We start from the raw sequence: 18,117 nt of genomic DNA, 5'->3' as shown, positions 1-18,117 counted from the left end.
CTCAGCCCTTCGCCCGCCCACCGGCGGCGACGAACCGGCGCAGCGCCTCGACCACGACGTCCGGCGCGTCCGAGTGCACCCAGTGGCTCGCGCCCTTGACGCCGAGCTGACGCACGCGGGGGAAGAGCTCGCGCATGGGACCCGCGTCCTCGGGCGTGATGTAGCGGGACTCCGAGCCGGCGATCCACAGCACCGGCCCGTGGAACGGGTGCACGGTGCCCGCCTCGATCGGCCAGTCAGCGATCCGCGACGCGCTGCCGTGTGCGGCATCCGCGGCGACCATGGCGAGGTTGGACTGCCAGCGCCACGAGTCGCCCTCGCGCCGCAGGTTCTGCAACAGGAAGGCCTTGACCCCTGGATCCGGCTCCTGGAAGAGCCGCTCGGCATCCGCCCGGCTCCGCAGCTGGTCGAGGGGCAGGTCCTGCATCTCGCTGATGTAGCCCGCGAACCGGTCGAGGTCGCCGTAGTGCTTCGGGGCGATGTCGACGACGACCAGGCGGTCGACGAGCTCGGGCCGTGTCAGCGCCAGAACCATCGCGACCTTGCCGCCGAGGGAGTGGCCGACGACCATCCACGACGCCTCGGGGTCGATGCCGCGCAGGGTGTCGGCGACGGACGCGGCATACGACTCGAAGGAGAACTCGGCCGACCACGGGGACCGGCCGTGGTCGGGGAGGTCGACGAGCGTGCACCGCGCAGCGGTACCGTCCGGGCCGGCGAGCGCCTTGGCGATCTGGGCCCAGTTGCGGCCCTGCCCGAACAGGCCGTGCAGGAACGCCACCCGAGGCCCGGCCGTGCCGACCGACAGGGTGTGGAGGGTCACCGGCCGAGGAACTTCTCGAAGCCCGGGGGAAGGTTGGCGGGGTCGAAGTCGGTCGCAGCGCCCGCGTCCCCGGACGCACCGTCGCGGCCGAAGGCCGAGCCCGGGTTGCCCGTGCGGGCCCCCTCGGATGCGCGGGTGGCGGCAGCTCGCTCCTCGGCGGCGCGCTTGGCGGGGTTGCCGGACTTGGACTTCTTGCCCTGCGGCTTCTGCGGTCGACCCTTCTTGCCGGGGCCGCCCATGCCAGGCATGCCGGGCATCCCGGGCATGCCACCACCGCGGGCGAGCTGCTTCATCATCTTCTGGGCGTCGGTGAAGCGCTCGAGCAGCGCGTTGACCTCGGACACCTGGACCCCGGAGCCCTTCGCGATGCGGGCCCGGCGCGAACCGTTGATCTGCTTGGAGTGGGTGCGCTCGAACGGCGTCATCGAGCGGACCATCGCCTCGACCCGGTCGAACTCCTTGGGGTCGAGGTTGTCGAGCTGGGTCTTCAGCTGCCCCATGCCCGGCATCATGCCGAGCATCGACTTGAGGCCGCCCATCTTCTTCAGGGCCGACATCTGCTGCAGGAAGTCGTCGAAGGTGAAGTCCTCCTCGGCGAGGAACTTGCGCTGCATCTCCTCGGCCTGACTGCGGTCGAAGGCCTTCTCGGCCTGCTCGATGAGCGTGAGCACGTCGCCCATGTCGAGGATCCGCGACGCCATCCGGTCGGGGTGGAAGACCTCGAAGTCCTTCACACCCTCGCCGGTGGACGCGAACATGATCGGGCGTCCGGTGACCGAGGCCACCGACAGCGCGGCACCACCACGGGCGTCGCCGTCGAGCTTGGACAGCACGACACCGGTGAAGTCGACGCCCTCCTGGAAGGCGAGGGCCGTGTCGACGGCGGCCTGGCCGATCATCGCGTCGATGACGAACAGGACCTCGTCGGGCTGGATCGCCGTGCGGATGTCGGCGGCCTGCTGCATGAGGTTGGCGTCGACGGCCAGGCGTCCGGCGGTGTCGACGATGACGACGTCGTGCTGGGCGCGGCGGGCCTGCTCGATGCCTGCGCGGCTGACCGAGACCGGGTCGCCGAACGAGCGCGTGCCCTCACCGGTCGGGCCGACGGCGTCGTGACCACCGACGTTGCCGCGCTCGGGGGCGAACACGGGGACGCCGGCGCGCTCACCGACGACCTCGAGCTGCGTGACGGCGTTGGGGCGCTGCAGGTCGGCGGCCACGAGGAGGGGCGTGTGGCCCTGCTCCTTGAGCCAGCGGGCCAGCTTGCCGGCGAGGGTGGTCTTACCGGCACCCTGCAGACCCGCGAGCATGATGACGGTGGGTGGGTTCTTCGCGAACGTGATGGTGCGCGTCTGGCCGCCGAGGATGCCGACGAGCTCCTCGTTGACGATCTTGACGACCTGCTGGCCGGGGTTGAGCGCACCCGACACCTCGGCGCCGAGGGCCCGCTCGCGCACCGCGTGGGTGAACGCCTTGACGACCGGCAGCGACACGTCCGCGTCGAGCAGCGCGAGCCGGATGTCTCGGATCGTGCTGTTGACGTCGGACTCGCTGAGCCGCCCCTTGCCCCGGAGGTTCTTGAAGGTGGCTGTCAGGCGGTCGGAGAGTGAGGTGAACACGGGCCCAAGGTTAATCGACGGCAGGTCGTGTGCCTGACACGCAGTCCTGGGCCCGCGTCAGGCACTCGACCTCAGGGGTCAGGCCGGGACTGCGCCGTCGCAAGTGTCGATGACGACCGACACCGTCTGGGCCACCTTGGCCGGGGTGAGCAGGCGACCACCGAACTCGGTGACGTAGAAGGTGTCGAGGGTCTGGCCGGCATACGTGGCGATGTGGGCCGAACGCACCGACAGGCCGGCCTTCGCGAACGCCATGCCCAGCTCGTGCAGCAGCCCCGGACGGTCCTGGGCACGCACCTCGATCACCGTGGCTTCCTCTGACGCGTGCGGCACCACGAGGGCCCGGGCCTGTCCCGGCGACCCCGACGACGCGCGCGAGCTCGGCTGCGTCGCGAACTGGCGTCGCCGGTCGAGCAGGCCGAGCGGCGCCCTGTCCCCCTGGGCCAGCCGCTCGAGCCCGCGCACGATGCGCTGCTCGTCCGGCGGCTCGTTGCTGGGGCTCTCGACGTGCCACTCGTTGGCGGCGACACCGTCCAGCGTGCGCAGGATGGCGGTGCGGACCACGAGCCCGTAGGCCGCGAAGAGCCCTGCGGTGTCTGCGAAGAGGCCCAGCCGGTCGCGGTCGAAGACGTCGATCCGGTAGGACCCGCCCTGTGGCCGCACGATGACCCGCGGCTCCCCGGCCGCCACGGACTCGAGGTCGGCGTCGGAGACGGCGGCGGTCTCGGCAGGTGGCGGCACCGCGCCCTCCTCCCAGCCCGAGTGGGCGGCGTCGGCGAGCTGGCGCAACAGGGTGGCCCTCCAGTCCGTCCAGGCTTGCGGGCCCGCGGCGCTGGCATCGGCCTCGGTGAGGGCGAGCAGCAGGTCGAAGACCTCTCGGCTCCCCACGGCGGCGGCCCGGGCGGCGGTGACGGTGCCCGCGTCCTGGTGGTCGCGGCGCGTGGCGAGGTCGATGAGGGTGAGGTGCTCGCGGACCAGCAGGGTGATGGTGGCGACGTCGGCCTCGGGGTAGCCCAGCCGGCGCGCGATGGTTTCGGCGATGGGGGCCCCGGTGGCGGAGTGGTCGTGCGCGCCGCGGACCTTGCCGATGTCGTGCAGCAGCGACGCGAGGAGCAGCAGGTCGGCCCGGTGCACGCCGCGGACCAGCCCGCCTGCCAGGACCACGGTCTCGACGAGGTGCCGGTCGACCGTGTGCCGGTGGACGGCGCTGCGCTGCGGGCGCGAGCGCACGGCGGCCCACTCGGGCAGCCACCGGTCGACGATCCCCGCTTGGTCGAGGCCCTCCCACACGCCGACCAGCCCGGGGCCGGTCGCCAGCAGGTCGGCGAACAGGTCGCGGGCGATGACCGGCCAGGGGTCGGTCAGCTCAGGCGTCTGGGTGGCGAGGTTGGCGAGCGTGGTCGGGGCGATGGGCAGGTTGTTGCGGGCCGCCACCACGGCCGCACGCAGCGGCAGCAGCGGGTCGGTCGCGAGGGCGTTGCGTGGCCCGAGGACGACCTCGCCGTCGTGCTCGTACATGCCGAACCCGAGCGGGTTGAGCTGCGGGCGCCGCGGGCCGACCCGCAGCGTGCGGGCTCGTTGCGACTGGCCGGCGCGGCGCACGGTGCCGTCGAGCGCGAACGCGATCGTGCGGGAGGCGTCCGCGACCTGGGTCAGCATCTCGTCGGCGTCGGCGTGGCCGAGCAGGGCGGCCACCCCGTCGTGGTCCTCGCGGGTCAGCCGGTCGCGTCCCTTGCCCGTCGTCACGTGCACGGCGTCGCGGACGTCGAGGAGCAGCTGGTGGGCGACGTCGACGTCGCCGTGCGGTCGGTCGGTCAGCCAGGCGGCGACGAGGGCGTTGAGGACGGTCATGTCGCGGAGGCCGCCGTGGGCTTCCTTGAGGTCCGGCTCGAGGCTCTGGGCCAGGTCCCCGTGCCGGGCGTGCCGCGCGTGGAGGGTCTCGACCAGCTGGGGCAGCCGCTTGCGGGCGTTGGCCCGCCAGTCGTGGCTCACGGTCGAGCGCGCGGCAGCGACGACGTCGGCGTCGCCCGCCACGCAGTCGAGGTCCAGCAGCCCGACCGCCGCGGTCAGGTCACCGGCGGCGACGGTGCGGCACTGGCTGACGGTCCGCACCGAGTGGTCGAGGCGGACACCGGCATCCCAGACGGGGTACCAGATGGAGTCGGCGAGCTTGCGCAGGTCCTCTCCCCCGAGCGAGCGGCCGTAGTGCAGCAGGACCAGGTCGATGTCGCTCAGCGGGCCTGCGTCGCCGCGGGCCAGGCTGCCGACCGCGGCCAGTGCCATGCCCTCGGTGGAACGGGTGCCGAGGGCGACCTGCCACACCTGCGTCAGCCACTCCCGCGTCATGGCGCCGATCGCGGTGCGCCGGGCCGGGCCGGCACCCGGGACCGTGAACCCGCGCGTGCCGGCCAGATCGAGACGGCGGGCCGACAGGTCGGTCTGCTCGATGGTCATGGCCCCAGCGTGCCCGTTCGACGTTTCGGTTCGTGGGTCATCGTGTTACACCCGTGTTAGCGGTGCCGGTCACCCACAGCGGTATGCCGCCCGCTCGAGGTGAGCGGACGGCATACCGGTGGTGCGTGGGTGGGGTGGCGCGGTCAGAGGGCGTCCACGCCCTTCTCCCCGGTCCGGACCCGGACCACGTCGTCGACGGGGACGGTCCAGATCTTCCCGTCACCGATCCGGCCGGTCTGGGCGGCCTTGAGGATCACGTCGGCCACCGAGGCGGCGTCCATGTCGTCGACGAGGACCTCGACGCGCACCTTCGGCACGAAGTCGACGGTGTACTCGGCACCGCGGTAGACCTCGCTGTGTCCACGCTGGCGGCCGTAGCCGGACGCCTCGCTGACGGTCATGCCGGAGATGCCGTAGGCCTCCAGGGCCTCCTTGACCTCGTCGAGCTGGTGGGGCTTGATGATGGCGGTCACGAGCTTCATGCGGTTGCTCCCTCGTGCGTCTTGGGGGTCGTGGTCTGGGCCGTGGTGATCGACGAGCCGGCGCCGAAGCGTCCGCCACCGAAGCCACTGAGCTCGTAGGCCGACTCACCGTGCTCGGTCTGGTCGATGCCGTCGGACTCGACGTCCTCGTCGACCCTCCAGCCCATGACGGCCTTGAGGGCCAGTGCGATGACTGCCGTCAGGATGCCGGAGATGAGCAGAGAGGCGAAGGCGATGACGATCTGGACCACGAGCTGCTTGGCGCCGCCACCGTAGAACAGGCCGCTGCCGGTCGCGAACAGGCCCGCGCCGATGGTGCCCCACAGACCGGCGACCAGGTGGACACCGACCACGTCGAGGCTGTCGTCGTAGCCCAAGCGGTACTTCAGGCCGACCGCGAGGGCCGAGAGGCCACCGGCGACGGCACCGAGGATGAGCGAGCCGACCGGCGACAGCGCGCCACACGCCGGGGTGATGGCCACGAGGCCGGCGACGACACCCGAGGCGCCGCCGATCGAGGTGGCGTGGCCGTCGCGGACCTTCTCCACGATCAGCCAGCCGAGCATCGCGGCGCACGTGGCGGCGGTGGTGTTGAGCCACACCGTCGAGGCCAGGCCGTCGGCCGCGAGCTCGGAGCCGGCGTTGAACCCGAACCAGCCGAACCACAGCAGGCCAGCACCCAGCATCACGACCGGCACGTTGTGCGGACGCATCGGCTGCTTGCCGAAGCCGAGCCGCTTGCCGACGATCAGGGCGAGCACCAGGCCGGCGATACCGGCGTTGATGTGGACGACCGTGCCACCGGCGAAGTCGATCGGCAGGACGTCGGCGACGCCGTCGGTCGCACCGAAGAGCTTGGCCGACAGACCACCCTCGGCACCCGAGAGGACGCCGCCGCCCCACACCATGTGGGAGATCGGGAAGTAGACCAAGGTGGCCCAGGCGCCGGCGAAGACCAGCCAGGTGGAGAACTTCACGCGGTCGGCGATGGCACCGCTGATGAGCGCCACGGTGATGACCGCGAAGGTGAGCTGGAACCCGACGAACACGGTCTCGGGGATGAACACGTCGACGCCGAAGACGTCGATGAGGCGGGAGCCGTCGTCACCGATGACTCCCTTCAGGCCGAACAGGTGGAAGGGGTTGGCGAACAGCCCGGCGATGTCGCCGGTGCCGTCCTGCAGGTTGCCGAAGGACATGGAGTAGCCCCACAACACGTAGATGACACCGACGACGCCGAGCGCCCCGAACGACATCATGATCATGTTGAGGACGGACTTGGCTCGGGTCATTCCGCCGTAGAACAACGCGAGTCCGGGGGTCATGAGCAGGACCATGGAGGCGGCGACGAGCATGAAGGCGGTCGCGGCCTCGTTGATCGTGGGGTCTGCCGCTGGCAGCAGTGCTGGAGTCATGCCAGAAACTGTGACCGTCGCCGGTTTCGCGCGATGCCCACCTTTGTTACGCGCGTGTTAGCGAATCCTCACATCGGTAAGCAACAGGTAAAGGCCCACCCTGCGTCCCACATCGTGGACCCGCGCGTCCCACCTGCCGTGCCAGCCCGCCCACCGGGTGGCGACCGGTATGCCGGGTGGCGACCGGTATGCCGGGTGGCGACCGGTGTGCCGGGTGTGCCCGGCCGCGTCAGAACGCCGAGATCGTCCGTGGGGCGCGTTGCGGGCGGCTGAGCGCCCTGATCAGGTTGGTCGCCCCGTGCCGGCGGGCCGCGACGCCCGTGAGCAGCGCGAACACCGGGCCAAGGGCGGCATCGGGATAGGTGGGGGTCGCGAGCCCGACGCTCGAGGCGAGGTCGTCACCGTGGACGACGAGCTCCATCAGCCGCGTCGTGAGGAAGTCGTCGGTCGCCAGGGCCCAGCCCTGCCACGGGATGAACACCGTGTCGGGGTCGCGGGGCACCGCCAGCACCGCTGGCAGCTGGGCCAGCCACTCGTGGCCGAGCTCCAGGACGACGTCCGGGCCCACCTCGGCAGCGGCGTTGTCCTTGTCGGTCTGCTCCGGGTCGGTCTGACCCGCCTGCGAGTCACGGACCCAGCTCGCCCGCTCGTAGTGCTGGAGCAGGGCGATGACCTCGGCGTCGGCCGGGGTCTGGGTCTGGAGCAGTCGCACGGTGTTGCCGGCCTGGGCGAGCAGGTGGTGGGTCAGGCCACCGACGGTCATGCCCGCGCACGAGCTCTCGCGGGCCCAGGCGTCGCGGACCTCGTCACGGTCGGCGAGCCGGAGGGAGGCCTCGACGGTCTCGAGGAACGCGGTGGCGAGCGAGGGCGTGGTCACGAGACCGACGATACCCAGTGCGAGCCCAGGGTCTGTGATGGATCCGCCACGTCAGGGCAGCGCAGATCCTTCAAACTCTCGGGCGTCCCCCGCCCTGTCGCCCGGGGCACCGCGGCGGCGGGCGAGGCGCTCACGCAACCACGCGGCATACCGCTCGAGCGGCAGGAAGGCGAGCATCATCACCAGGTGCGGCCAGAACGCGATGGTGATGGCCCCATAGGTCATCGCGTGGAACACGAACCACCCGGCCACGACCCGCTGCCGCCACTTCTGGGACAGCAGGAAGATCACGGGCGCCGTGAGCTCGGCACCCATCAGCACCCACTGGAACGCATGCAGGGTCCACGGCACCTCGAGCAGCCACTGCGCCATCGGCGTGCCTCGCCGGACCACTGCGCGCACCATCGTCGCGGAGTTGACCCAGTCCCAGCCGCCGAACCGGATCTTGGCCCACGCCGAGAGGAAGTAGGTGGCGATGGCGGCCAGCTGCACGGCGCGCAGGGCGAACCCCGCCGCCTCGGACCGGCGCTGGTCGGACAGGTGCGCGATGCCGACGGTGGGCAGCAGCGCGAGCGCCACGACGAAGTCGGCCCGGTCGTGGTCGACCTTGCCGTAGGAGAAGGCCACGTACTGGTACCAGACCCAGCAGATCGCGACGGTCCAGCCGAGCAGGCGCGGGGCCCGTCCCGTCCGGGCCGCGAGCGCCGCGAGCACGCACCCCCACTTCAGGACCTGCACGAGAACGACCGTCGCGGCCGGCAGGTGCAGCAGCTGGCCCATGACCAGCGGCTCGTACCAGACCGGGTCCGCCCAGCCGTGGTACCAGCCGGAGGTGTGCAGGCGCAGGACGTCGACGATCACGAACGCGAAGACGAGCGGCCGCAGCGTCGCCACCCGCGCCAGCGGTACGGGCTCGAACAGCCACCGCTGGGCCGGGCTCACGGCGCGCTCCACTCGGCGAGCACCTGGGTGCGGACCTCGCCGGTCGGCCTTCGGTCCACGACGACGATCTGGCGTCGCACGACGCGCAGGGCGGTCCAGGCCGGGGCCCCCGGCCTCAGCTCGGCGTGGCTGGTGGCGAGGGTGCCCAGGCGCGACGGGTCGCCCACGATCTGCGGGATGCGGCCCTCGATCTCGGCCCGGTTGAGCCCGACGTTCTCAGGTGTCAGGGGAGCGCGGACCCACTCCCCCGGGGCGTCCGAAGTCTGCACCTCGATGCCGGTCGAGATGACGGACCCGGTCGCGGCCTGCGAGGTCGAGAACATCCGCCAGGGGCTGAACGGCCACCAGTGGTCGTCGCCCACGAGGGACCCGGCGCAGAACAGCGCCGTGAGCGTGAGGACCACCAGGGTCCGCCACGTTCTCGCGACTGCCGAGAGCCGCACCACCCCCTGTTCCACGCCGTCAGGTTAGGCCATCGCAGACCCCTGAGGGCTCAGCCGATCGCCGCGGCGAACAGGTCGCGGTGGGCGGTGAACCACTGCGCGTCACGACGCAGCCGCTCCGCGTGACCTTCGGCCACCCGGCCGCCGGTGAGGACTACTTCGCGCGTCATCGGCCGCGGCTCCGGCGGGCGAGCCGAGCGGCCAGGAGGGACAGGGCCACCAGCAGCACCGACCCACCCAGCCCGAGGGCCAGCTGTCGGCCGTCCGCAGCCGGGGAGCGAGGGGTGGCGCCCGCGCCTGCTGTCGACGGCGGCTCGGTCGTGGTTGGTGGCCCGGTCGGGGTTGGTGTCCCGGTCGGCGTCTCCGTCGCCGTCCCGGCGGGTGCTGTGCTGGTCGCGCCCGCGTCCGCGCCGGGTGCGGGGACGCTGATGCGGTACAGCCTTGAGCCGACGCCCTCGCTGCCGACCAGCAGGTCCTGTCGCCCCGGTGCCAGCGCGAGGGTCTCGCCCTGTGGCTGCGAGGGGAGGGCCTGCCGTGCGGTGGCCCGCCAGGTGGCGGGGTCGATCAGCTGGAGGGTGGTGTAGCTCCGCACGGCCAGGGCGGATCCGTCGTCGAGGTAGACCGCGTCCGTGACGAGCGCGGGCGCGGCGGCCACGCGGGTCAGCCGGTTGACGCCCCGGCGGCTTGGGGTGGCCGGCAGCGCGTAGATCCCGGCGGAGCCGTCGGTCGCCTTGGCGACGAGGTGGATGCGCCCCGAGACGGGGTGGACGGCCAAGGCCTCCGCGTCGTGCGGACCGTCGGGGTAGGACAGCTCCCACGAGTCCGAGCCGCCCGAGGTGTCGCCGAGCGCGGGCTCCTGGAACGAGTAGACGCGCACGGTGTCGCGAGACCCGGCGTTGTCGCCGATGTCCGCGACCAGCATCCGCCCCTGGGCCGTGACGGCGAGCGCCTCCACGTCACGGACCGGGGCCCCGAAGGTGTGCACCCCGGTGGTCTCGCCCGTGCGGGTGTCGACCGCGAAGACGCGCGCGGTGTCGCCGGAGTCGTTGACCGTCCAGATCGTGTGCGGGTGGGCTCGGCTGAGCGCCAGACCCGAGGACTCGCTGATCCGAGGGTCGCGCAGCTGCACCTCGCCCTCGGAGCCGGCCTGCGCGGCGAGCGACGACGACGGCATACCGAGGGCGGTTGCGGCCACCACGGCAAGGCCAGCGCAACCCCGGACTGCCACCCCGCGATCGGCGATCACGCGCGACGCCACGCGCCCCGGATCAGGCAAGGATCGCGTCGACGAAGGCCTCGGGGTCGAACGGCGCCAGGTCGTCGGGCCCCTCGCCGAGGCCGACGAGCTTGACCGGCACCCCCAGCTTGCGCTGGACGGACACGACGATGCCGCCCTTGGCGGTGCCGTCGAGCTTGGTCAGGACGATGCCGGTGACGTTGACGACCTCGGCGAAGACCTCGGCCTGGCGCAGGCCGTTCTGGCCGGTCGTCGCGTCGAGGACGAGCAGCACCTCGTCGATCGGGCTCTGCTTCTCGATGACGCGCTTCACCTTGCCGAGCTCGTCCATGAGGCCGACCTTGTTGTGCAGGCGTCCGGCGGTGTCGACCAGGACGACGTCGGCCTCGAGCTCGGCGCCCGCCTTGACCGCGTCGAAGGCGACGGCGGCCGGGTCGGCGCCGTCGCGGTCCGAGCGCACGGTGGGCACGCCGACGCGGGCACCCCAGGTCTCGAGCTGGTCGGCGGCAGCGGCGCGGAAGGTGTCGGCAGCACCCAGGACGACGTCCTTGTCCTGGGCGACGAGCACACGGGCGAGCTTGCCGACCGTCGTGGTCTTGCCGGTGCCGTTGACGCCCACGACGAGGATCACCGCCGGGCGTCCGTCCACGCGCGAGTCGGCGAGGGAACGGTCGAGAGTGGGGTCGACGAGCGAGAGCAGGTCCTCGCGGAGCCACCCGCGGACGGTGTCCTCGTCGGTGGCCCCCTCGACCTTGACCCGGGCCCGCAGCTTGTCGACCAACTCGGTCGTGGCCTCGACCCCCAGGTCGGAGCCGATGAGGGTGTCCTCGACCTCCTCCCACGCGGCCTCGTCGAGCTTGCCGCGCGACAGCAGGGTCAGCAGGCCCTGGCCGAGGGCGGTGTTCGAGCGGGCGAGCCGGGCGCGCAGCCGCTGGAGGCGTCCGGCCACGGCGTCCGGGCGCTCCAGCGTGGGCGTCGGCGTGGGCTCGGGCAGGGTCTCGGGCGCCGGCAGGGTGTCGACGGACCCCGCGTCCTCGACGGAACGCTTCGGCGCATCCCGGGGCGGCGTCGCATCGTCACCGACGCCGGGCAGCACGTCCCGGTCGGGCGCGGACGGCGCCGACGGCGTTCCGCGTCCGCGTCCCGCTCGACCCCGGACGAGTCCGAGCAGGACTCCCCCGAACAGCACCAGCAGTGCGACGGCGACGGCGATCCATTCCCAGAGCTGATCAATCACGCGCGCCATCCTCTCATCCGGGCAGCCGCGCGCCGTCCACCCTCCGCGGGCACACCGCGTGGATTGCCCCCTCACGGCCCCGAATCGGTTCTACGATCTCAGCCATGCCCCGTCGTGTGCAGCCGCGCGGGCCCCGGTGACAGGCCGCGCCGCAGTGGCGGGGCTCGAGGTGGGCCCGTTGGCGCAGTCGCGCGCCTGGCGGGGCACGCTGCTCGCCGCCAGCGTGGTCGGCGTGGCCTACTACCTCGGAGCGCGCCTCGGCCTGGGCCTGTCGCTCGTCGAGCACAACGTCACGCCCTTGTGGCCGCCGACCGGAGTCGCCCTCGCGGGCTTCCTGCTCTTCGGGCGGCGCATCTGGCCCGCCGTCGCCCTCGCGGCGTTCGCGGCCAACCTGCCGATCCACACCGGCGTGCTGCCGGCAGCCGTGACCGCGGTCGGCAACACCGCAGCGCCCCTCGTGGCGGCCCTGCTGCTGGAACGTCTCGGGTTCAGGCGACAGCTCGACCGGGGACGCGACGCGATGCTGCTCGTCTTCCCCGCCGCGCTGGGGAGCATGCTCATCAGCGCCACCGTCGGGACGGCGACCCTCGTGGCCTCGGGCGTCATCGACGCGAGCCGCTGGCTGTCGGCTGCTGCCGTCTGGGGGACCGGCGACGCCATGGGCGTGCTCGCGGTGGCGCCGTTCCTGCTGAGCCTCGCCCTCCACCGGGACGCCACGGACTGGTCGCCCCGGCGGTGGGTCGAGGCGGTCGCCGTCCTCGTCGTCGTCGCCGCAGTGTCGGCCTGGGTCGTGACGGACGACCTGCCAATCCTGTTCCTGCTGTTGCTCGTGCTCGGCCTGGCCGCCTGGCGGCTCCAGGTGCGCGGGGCGGCACCCGCGGCGCTGCTCGCCTCGCTGGCCGCGACCTGGGCGGCTACGCACGACCGTGGCCCGTTCGTCGGCAGCTCCCTGGTCGAGCAGATGGTCACCCTGCAGGCCTTCAACTCCGGAGTGGCCATCACGTCCTTCTGCCTCGCTGCCCTGGTGAGCGAGCGTCGCCGGACCGCCGCTGCCCTCCTTGCCGCGACGACCGAGCTCGAGGCACGGGTCGAGCAGCGCACTGCCGACCTCGTGACCGCGAACTCCCGTCTGCTGCAAGAGATCCAGGGTCGATCCGAGGCCCAGGAGCAGCTCAGCCGTGAGGAGAGCCGCTCCCGGCGGGAGCACCAGATCGCCGAGACCCTGCAGCGCAGCCTGCTGCCCGACCAGCTGCCCGTCATCCCCGGCGTCGACCTGGCTGCGCGGTACGTCCCCGCCACCGCGGACGTGCACGTGGGCGGGGACTGGTATGACGTGGTGCACCTCCCCGGCGGCCTGATCGGTCTGGCCATCGGGGACGTCGCCGGACACGGGCTGCAGGCCGCGGCGACGATGGGCCAGCTGCGGATGGCGTTGCGTGCCTACGCCCTCCACGACTCGTCCCCCACGGCAGTGCTGCACGGGCTCCACCAGCTGGTCGCCCAGCTGCCGATGCCCGAGATGGCCACGTTGGCGTACCTGCTGCTGGACCCTGAGAACGGCACCCTTCGCTACGCGAACGCCGGCCACCCGCCCCCGGTGGTCGTCAGGAACGGCGGCGTGAAGTTCCTCGACGACGCCCTGTCGCCACCCGTGGGCGTCACCGCCGACGGGCAGCTCGAGGGCAGCTATCCCGAGGCGAGCACCGTGCTGGCGCCCGGGTCCACGCTCCTCCTGTACACCGACGGGCTGGTCGAGCGCAGGGGCGTGTCGATCCAGGACGGGCTCGACCGTCTCGAGGTGCACGCCCACGCCCACGCCGAGGCAGAGCTGGACGAGCTGTGCGACGGGGTCCTGGCGGCGTTGGTTGACGGTCACGCCAATGCGGACGACATCGCCCTCCTGGCCCTGCGCACCGCGAGGGCCTTCGACGGGCCGCTCGACCTGTCGGTCCCGGCGAGGCCTCCGTCCCTCGTGCACGTGCGCCGGACCTTGCGACGGTGGCTGCGGGAGACCGGTGCCACCGGTCCGGTCGCGGGCGAGCTGATCGCGGCGTGCGGCGAGGCGTGCGCCAACGTCGTGCAACACGCCTACGAGGGCGAAGCGGGGTCGTTGCGGGTCGTGGCATCAGTGACCGACGGCGCAGTCGTCATCGAGGTCACCGACCACGGTCGCTGGAGGCCGGGCGCGGAGCGTGGGGGTGGCTGGGGCATGCAGCTCATCGAGGCGCTCACCGACGGCGTGGAGGTCACCACCGGACCCACGGGCACGACGGTCTCGATGACCAGACGGCTCGCAACGGACGAGGGAGGAGCCTCGTGAACGAGCTCGCGCAGGTGCGCTCGCACGACATACCCAGCGGTTCCGTGGTCACGGTGGTCGGGGAGGTGGACCTGTCCAACGCGAAGGCGGTGTTCGACCGGGTCATGGCGCTCGTGCGACCCGAGGCGACGCTGGTCGTCCTCGACCTCTCGCCGACGGACTACCTGGACAGCTCGGGCATCGCCCTGATCTTCCGCCTCGCCGAGCGCCTCCGGGTCGGCCGTCAGGAGCTACGGCTGGTCGTGCCCACCGCGGCGGCGATCCGGGCGGTGCTCGACATCACCGCGGTGGACCACGTCGTGCCCGTGCACGCGAGCGTCGCGGAGGCAGTCCCCCTGAGCGACTGAGGGGTTCAGCTGGCGCGGTGGCGCCCGGTGTCGTCCGCACTCGTGGTGCTCACCGAGCCCACCGAACCGACGGTGTCGGTGACCTTGTCCTTGGCGGTGCTCAGGGCGTCGCCGGTCTTCTCGATGGTGTTCTCGGTCTTTTCCTTGACGAGGGCGACGAGGTCCTCACCTTGCGCGGTGAGCAGCTCGCGCCCCTCACGACGCGCCGGGATGGCCACGACAGCGACCACCGCGACCGCCAATGCGACGCAGATGAGCATGCCGATGATGAGGGCGACCATGGGTCTAGGGTGCCCTGCTGGGGACCCAATCCTCAAATCGACGCGCGTGGTTCGCGGGCCGGTCACGCGCTCTGGGCGACGTCCCTGATCCGCTGGGAGACCACAGTGGTCACACCATCACCACGCATCGAGACGCCGTAGAGCGCGTCGGCGACCTCCATGGTGCGCTTCTGGTGCGTGATCACGATGAGCTGGCTGGAGTCGCGCAGCTCCTCGAAGAGCGTGATCAGGCGCCCGAGGTTGGCGTCGTCGAGGGCGGCCTCGACCTCGTCCATGATGTAGAACGGGCTGGGCCGGGCCTTGAAGATCGAGACCAGCAGCGCCACGGCCACGAGGGACCGCTCGCCACCGGACAGCAGGCTGAGCCGCTTGATCTTCTTGCCCGGGGGCCGCGCCTCGACCTCGATGCCCGTCGTGAGCATGTTGTCGGGGTCGGTCAGGGTCAGTCGTCCCTCGCCGCCGGGGAACAGCCGGCTGAAGACGCCCTCGAACTGCGCAGCCGTGTCGTGGAAGGCCTCGGTGAAGACCCGCTCGACGCGCTCGTCGACCTCGCGGACGATGTCGAGCAGGTCGCGCTTGGACTTCTTGAGGTCCTCGAGCTGCTCGGTGAGGAACTTGTGGCGCTCCTCGAGTGCGGCGTACTCCTCGAGGGCCAGCGGGTTGACGCGGCCGAGCGCACTGAGCGAGCGCTCGGCCTTGCGCAGCCGCTTCTCCTGGACGTCGCGGACGAACGGCGCCGGCTCGGGGACGGTGTCGGGGTCGTCGTCGGGACCAGCCACGAACGGGACGAGCTGGTGGGGACCGAAGTCCTCCATGAGCGCCTCGGGGTCGATCCCGAGCTCCTCGACGGCCTTGGCCTGCAGGGCCTCGATGCGCAGCCGCTGCTGGGTGCGGGCGACCTCGTCGCGGTGGACGGAGTCGGTGAGGTCGCGCAGCTCGTCCTGGAGCGCGGACACCTCGCGACGGACCAGGGACAGTGCCTCGTCGCGCTCGGTGCGCTCGTGCTCGGCCCGGGCCCGCTGTGCGGCGGCGGTCTCGAGGGCGGAAGCGATGAGCGTGCTCGCGTATGCCGCGCCGCGCCTGACGGCCTCGGCCACCGTGGCCTCGCGCTTGCGGCGCTCCTGGCGGGCTGCCAGTCGCTGGCGGGCGGCGAGCTCGTTGCGGGCGGCGCCCTCGAGGGAGTCGGCACGGCCCTTGAGGGCCCGGGCCCGCTCCTCCTTGGTGCGCAGGGTCAGGCGCAGCTCGGTCTCGGCGGCGCGTCCGCGGCTGGCCTCGAGCTCGAGCCGGTCGCGCTCGTCGGTGCCCGGCTCCTCGACGTCGGTGGGCTCGGCGCTGGCCTCGTCGAGGCGCTCGGTCAGGCCCGCGAGCTCGGCCTTGTCGGCCTCGAGAGCCGCGGTGGCGTCCGCGATGGCGCGCTCGGTGCGCTCGGCCTCGGCCTTGGCGGACCGGACGGCCGCGCCGAGGTGGCCGAGGCGCTCGGCGACGGCGGCCATCTTGGCGTCGGAGTCGTGCAGGGCCTCCAGGGCCGCCTCGACGTCGTCGTTCGCAGCGCGGTGCTGCTCGAGTGCGGCGGAGAGCGCGAACCTGGCCTGCTCGCCACGACGGGTCGCGTCCGCGATGCGGTCGCGCGTCTCGTCGACGGCCGACTGGATCTCGATGAGGCTGGGCGCGTGGCTGCTGCCACCGCGGACGAAGCCCGGGGCAAAGACGTCGCCGTCGGCCGTCACGGCGGTGATCCCCTGGCCGGAGGCGACGAGGGCGGCGGCGAGGGCGGGGTCGTCGACGAGCGCGACCCGGTCGAGCAGCTGCTCGACCGCGGGGCGCACGGTGGCCGGGGCCTCGACGACCTCACGGGCCCAGACCGCGCTGCCCTCGAGCGCCGGCCACGTGGATGGGTCGCTGCTCGTGGCGGTCTGGCCGACGAGGAAGGCGGCGCGTCCGGCGTCGTCGTCGCGCAGGGTCCGCAGGGCCCGAGCCGCGTGGTCGACCGACTCGACGGCCAAGGCGTCGCCGGCCCACCCGAGGGCGGCGGCGACAGCGGCCTCGTGGCCACCCTTGACCTGGAGGAGGGACGCGACCGAACCGACGATGCCGTGCTGGCTGTCGGAGGCGGCGAGCAACGTGGCGGCGCCGTCCTTGCGCGAGAGGCTCAGCTCGAGCGCCTCGAGTCGTGCCGTGGCGCTGGTGCGGTCGCGTTCGGCCAGCCGCTCGGCCTCGCGGTGCGTCTCGACCTGCGCCTCGAGGGTCTCGAGGACGGCAGCGGCCTTCTCGTAGGTCGAGTCGAGGCCCTCCTCGCCCTCCTCGTCGACGGCGACCGACGCCTCGAGTGCGGCGAACTCCTTGTCGGCGTCCTTGGCCCGGGCGAGCGACTGCTCGACGATGCCGCGCAGGCGACCGATCTCGGCCTCGCCGGCCTCGATGCGGGACCTGCGGGCGCCCACCTGTCCGGCGAGCTTGGCCAGGCCCTCGCGGCGGTCGGCGGCGGCGCGGACGAGCCGCTGGAGGCGTTGCTGCTCCGCGGCATACGCGGCCTCGGCAGCCTCGCGGGCAGCGACGGCACCCTGGAGCGCGGTCTGCGCCTCGCGCACCTCCGCCTGGAGGGCGGCCTCCTGGTTGCGTGCCTCGGCAGCCTGGGCGCGCAGCTCCTCGGGGTCGCGACCGGAGGTCTGCTCGTCGGCGGTGTCCTGGCTGAGCAACCGGACGCGTTCGGCGGCCAGTGACTCGGAGGAGGTCAGCTTGTCGCGCAGCTGCTGGAGCGCGAACCAGCGCTCCTGGGCTCGGGTGAGCTCGGGAGCGGCGTCCTGCGCCTGCTGCTCGAGCGTGGCCAGCCGGCTGCGGCGGTCGGCCAGGCCGTCCTCGACCTCGGTGCGCTTGGCGATGAGCGCCGACTCGTCGGCGACCTCCTGCTCGAGCGTCGAGGTCAGCTGGACGAGGTCGTCGGCGACCAGCCGCAGGCGGGCGTCGCGGGCATCGGCCTGGATGACGGCGGCCTTGCGGGCTGCCTCGGCCTGGCGACCGAGCGGGCCGAGCTGGCGCCGGATCTCACCGGTGAGGTCGTGGACGCGGGTGAGGTTGGCCTCCATGGACTCGAGCTTGCGGAGCGCCTTTTCCTTGCGCTTGCGGTGCTTGAGGACCCCAGCTGCCTCCTCGATGAAGCCACGGCGCTCCTCGGGCGTCGCGCGCAGGACCGTGTCGAGCTGGCCCTGGCCGACGATGACGTGCATCTCGCGCCCGATTCCGGAGTCGGACAGCAGCTCCTGGACGTCGAGCAGCCGGCAGGGGGTGCCGTTGATGGCGTACTCGGAGCCGCCGTTGCGGAACATCGTCCGGGCGATCGTCACCTCGGTGTAGTCGATCGGGAGCGCGCCGTCGGTGTTGTCGATGGTGAGGCTGACCTCGGCGCGGCCGAGCGGCGCACGACCGGCGGTGCCGGCGAAGATGACGTCCTCCATCTTTCCGCCGCGCAGGCTCTTGGCGCCCTGCTCGCCCATCACCCAGGCGAGGGCGTCGACGACGTTGGACTTGCCGGAGCCGTTGGGGCCGACGATGCAGGTGACCCCGGGCTCGAGGCGCATCGTGGTCGCCGAGGCGAAGGACTTGAAGCCCTTCAGGGTCAGGCTCTTGACGTACACGAGCGGGT

The 18,117-nt window shown here is 72.4% G+C and carries 14 protein-coding genes; 2 read left to right on the top strand and 12 right to left on the bottom strand.

All coding sequences use genetic code 11. The features are described from left to right. Nucleotide 1: 1 nt before the first annotated feature. From AC1DV7_RS08090 to ftsY, 10 genes are all read right to left on the bottom strand, one after another. Complete coding sequence (locus tag AC1DV7_RS08090) at nucleotides 2-823, bottom strand: alpha/beta fold hydrolase (RefSeq protein ID WP_477596354.1); 822 nt, start codon at nucleotides 821-823, stop codon at nucleotides 2-4. Next, nucleotides 820-2,442 carry a signal recognition particle protein gene (gene ffh / locus AC1DV7_RS08085; protein WP_477596352.1) on the bottom strand — a complete coding sequence of 541 codons (1,623 nt, stop codon included), beginning with the start codon at nucleotides 2,440-2,442 and terminating at the stop codon, nucleotides 820-822. The genes AC1DV7_RS08090 and ffh overlap by 4 nt, the downstream gene beginning before the upstream one ends. Before the next feature lie 78 nt (nucleotides 2,443-2,520). Further along, nucleotides 2,521-4,896 (bottom strand): [protein-PII] uridylyltransferase, encoded by a 2,376-nt coding sequence (locus AC1DV7_RS08080; RefSeq protein WP_477596350.1) that lies wholly within the window; start codon nucleotides 4,894-4,896, stop codon nucleotides 2,521-2,523. A gap of 143 nt (nucleotides 4,897-5,039) precedes the next feature. Beyond that, nucleotides 5,040-5,378, bottom strand: a complete 339-nt coding sequence (locus tag AC1DV7_RS08075) for a P-II family nitrogen regulator (RefSeq protein WP_477596348.1) — start codon at nucleotides 5,376-5,378, stop codon at nucleotides 5,040-5,042. Continuing rightward, complete coding sequence (locus AC1DV7_RS08070; RefSeq protein ID WP_477596346.1) at nucleotides 5,375-6,793, bottom strand: ammonium transporter; 1,419 nt, start codon at nucleotides 6,791-6,793, stop codon at nucleotides 5,375-5,377. The genes AC1DV7_RS08075 and AC1DV7_RS08070 overlap by 4 nt, the downstream gene beginning before the upstream one ends. 229 nt (nucleotides 6,794-7,022) lie before the next feature. After that, nucleotides 7,023-7,670 carry a maleylpyruvate isomerase N-terminal domain-containing protein gene (locus AC1DV7_RS08065; protein WP_477596344.1) on the bottom strand — a complete coding sequence of 216 codons (648 nt, stop codon included), beginning with the start codon at nucleotides 7,668-7,670 and terminating at the stop codon, nucleotides 7,023-7,025. 51 nt (nucleotides 7,671-7,721) lie between these two features. Beyond that, entirely contained in the window at nucleotides 7,722-8,612 is an 891-nt protein-coding gene (locus tag AC1DV7_RS08060; protein ID WP_477596342.1) for a hypothetical protein, read from the bottom strand. Next, a complete protein-coding gene (locus AC1DV7_RS08055; RefSeq protein WP_477596340.1) occupies nucleotides 8,609-9,070 on the bottom strand; it encodes a hypothetical protein in 462 nt (153 codons plus the stop codon). The genes AC1DV7_RS08060 and AC1DV7_RS08055 overlap by 4 nt, the downstream gene beginning before the upstream one ends. 151 nt (nucleotides 9,071-9,221) lie before the next feature. After that, nucleotides 9,222-10,250, bottom strand: a complete 1,029-nt coding sequence (locus tag AC1DV7_RS08050; RefSeq protein WP_477596338.1) for a WD40 repeat domain-containing protein — start codon at nucleotides 10,248-10,250, stop codon at nucleotides 9,222-9,224. A gap of 73 nt (nucleotides 10,251-10,323) precedes the next feature. Further along, nucleotides 10,324-11,538 carry a signal recognition particle-docking protein FtsY gene (gene ftsY / locus AC1DV7_RS08045; RefSeq protein WP_477596336.1) on the bottom strand — a complete coding sequence of 405 codons (1,215 nt, stop codon included), beginning with the start codon at nucleotides 11,536-11,538 and terminating at the stop codon, nucleotides 10,324-10,326. A 160-nt stretch (nucleotides 11,539-11,698) separates the two neighbouring features. On the opposite strand from ftsY, the gene AC1DV7_RS08040 reads away from it, so the two are divergent. Next, on the top strand, nucleotides 11,699-13,849 hold the full coding sequence (locus AC1DV7_RS08040) for a SpoIIE family protein phosphatase (RefSeq protein WP_477596472.1): 2,151 nt from the start codon (nucleotides 11,699-11,701) through the stop codon (nucleotides 13,847-13,849). Further along, complete coding sequence (locus AC1DV7_RS08035; RefSeq protein ID WP_477596335.1) at nucleotides 13,846-14,196, top strand: STAS domain-containing protein; 351 nt, start codon at nucleotides 13,846-13,848, stop codon at nucleotides 14,194-14,196. The genes AC1DV7_RS08040 and AC1DV7_RS08035 overlap by 4 nt, the downstream gene beginning before the upstream one ends. A gap of 5 nt (nucleotides 14,197-14,201) precedes the next feature. On the opposite strand, the gene AC1DV7_RS08030 is transcribed toward AC1DV7_RS08035, so the two are convergent. Together AC1DV7_RS08030 and smc are read right to left on the bottom strand one after the other, a co-directional pair. Continuing rightward, complete coding sequence (locus AC1DV7_RS08030) at nucleotides 14,202-14,477, bottom strand: hypothetical protein (RefSeq protein ID WP_477596333.1); 276 nt, start codon at nucleotides 14,475-14,477, stop codon at nucleotides 14,202-14,204. A 62-nt stretch (nucleotides 14,478-14,539) separates the two neighbouring features. After that, nucleotides 14,540-18,109 (bottom strand): chromosome segregation protein SMC, encoded by a 3,570-nt coding sequence (gene smc / locus AC1DV7_RS08025; protein WP_477596470.1) that lies wholly within the window; start codon nucleotides 18,107-18,109, stop codon nucleotides 14,540-14,542. Nucleotides 18,110-18,117: the final 8 nt, after the last annotated feature.

The organism is Pedococcus sp. P2_E4 (assembly GCF_056403935.1).
This window is presented reverse-complemented; position numbering and strand designations above follow the sequence as displayed.

What these genes read in the sequence shown, in the direction of transcription:
- AC1DV7_RS08080 (WP_477596350.1), bottom strand. Translation starts at nt 4,896, where the DNA reads ATGACCATCGAGCAGACCGACCTGTCGGCCCGCCGTCTCGATCTGGCC.
- AC1DV7_RS08075 (WP_477596348.1), bottom strand. Translation starts at nt 5,378, where the DNA reads ATGAAGCTCGTGACCGCCATCATCAAGCCCCACCAGCTCGACGAGGTC.
- AC1DV7_RS08070 (WP_477596346.1), bottom strand. Translation starts at nt 6,793, where the DNA reads ATGACTCCAGCACTGCTGCCAGCGGCAGACCCCACGATCAACGAGGCC.
- ftsY (WP_477596336.1), bottom strand. Translation starts at nt 11,538, where the DNA reads ATGGCGCGCGTGATTGATCAGCTCTGGGAATGGATCGCCGTCGCCGTC.
- AC1DV7_RS08030 (WP_477596333.1), bottom strand. Translation starts at nt 14,477, where the DNA reads ATGGTCGCCCTCATCATCGGCATGCTCATCTGCGTCGCATTGGCGGTC.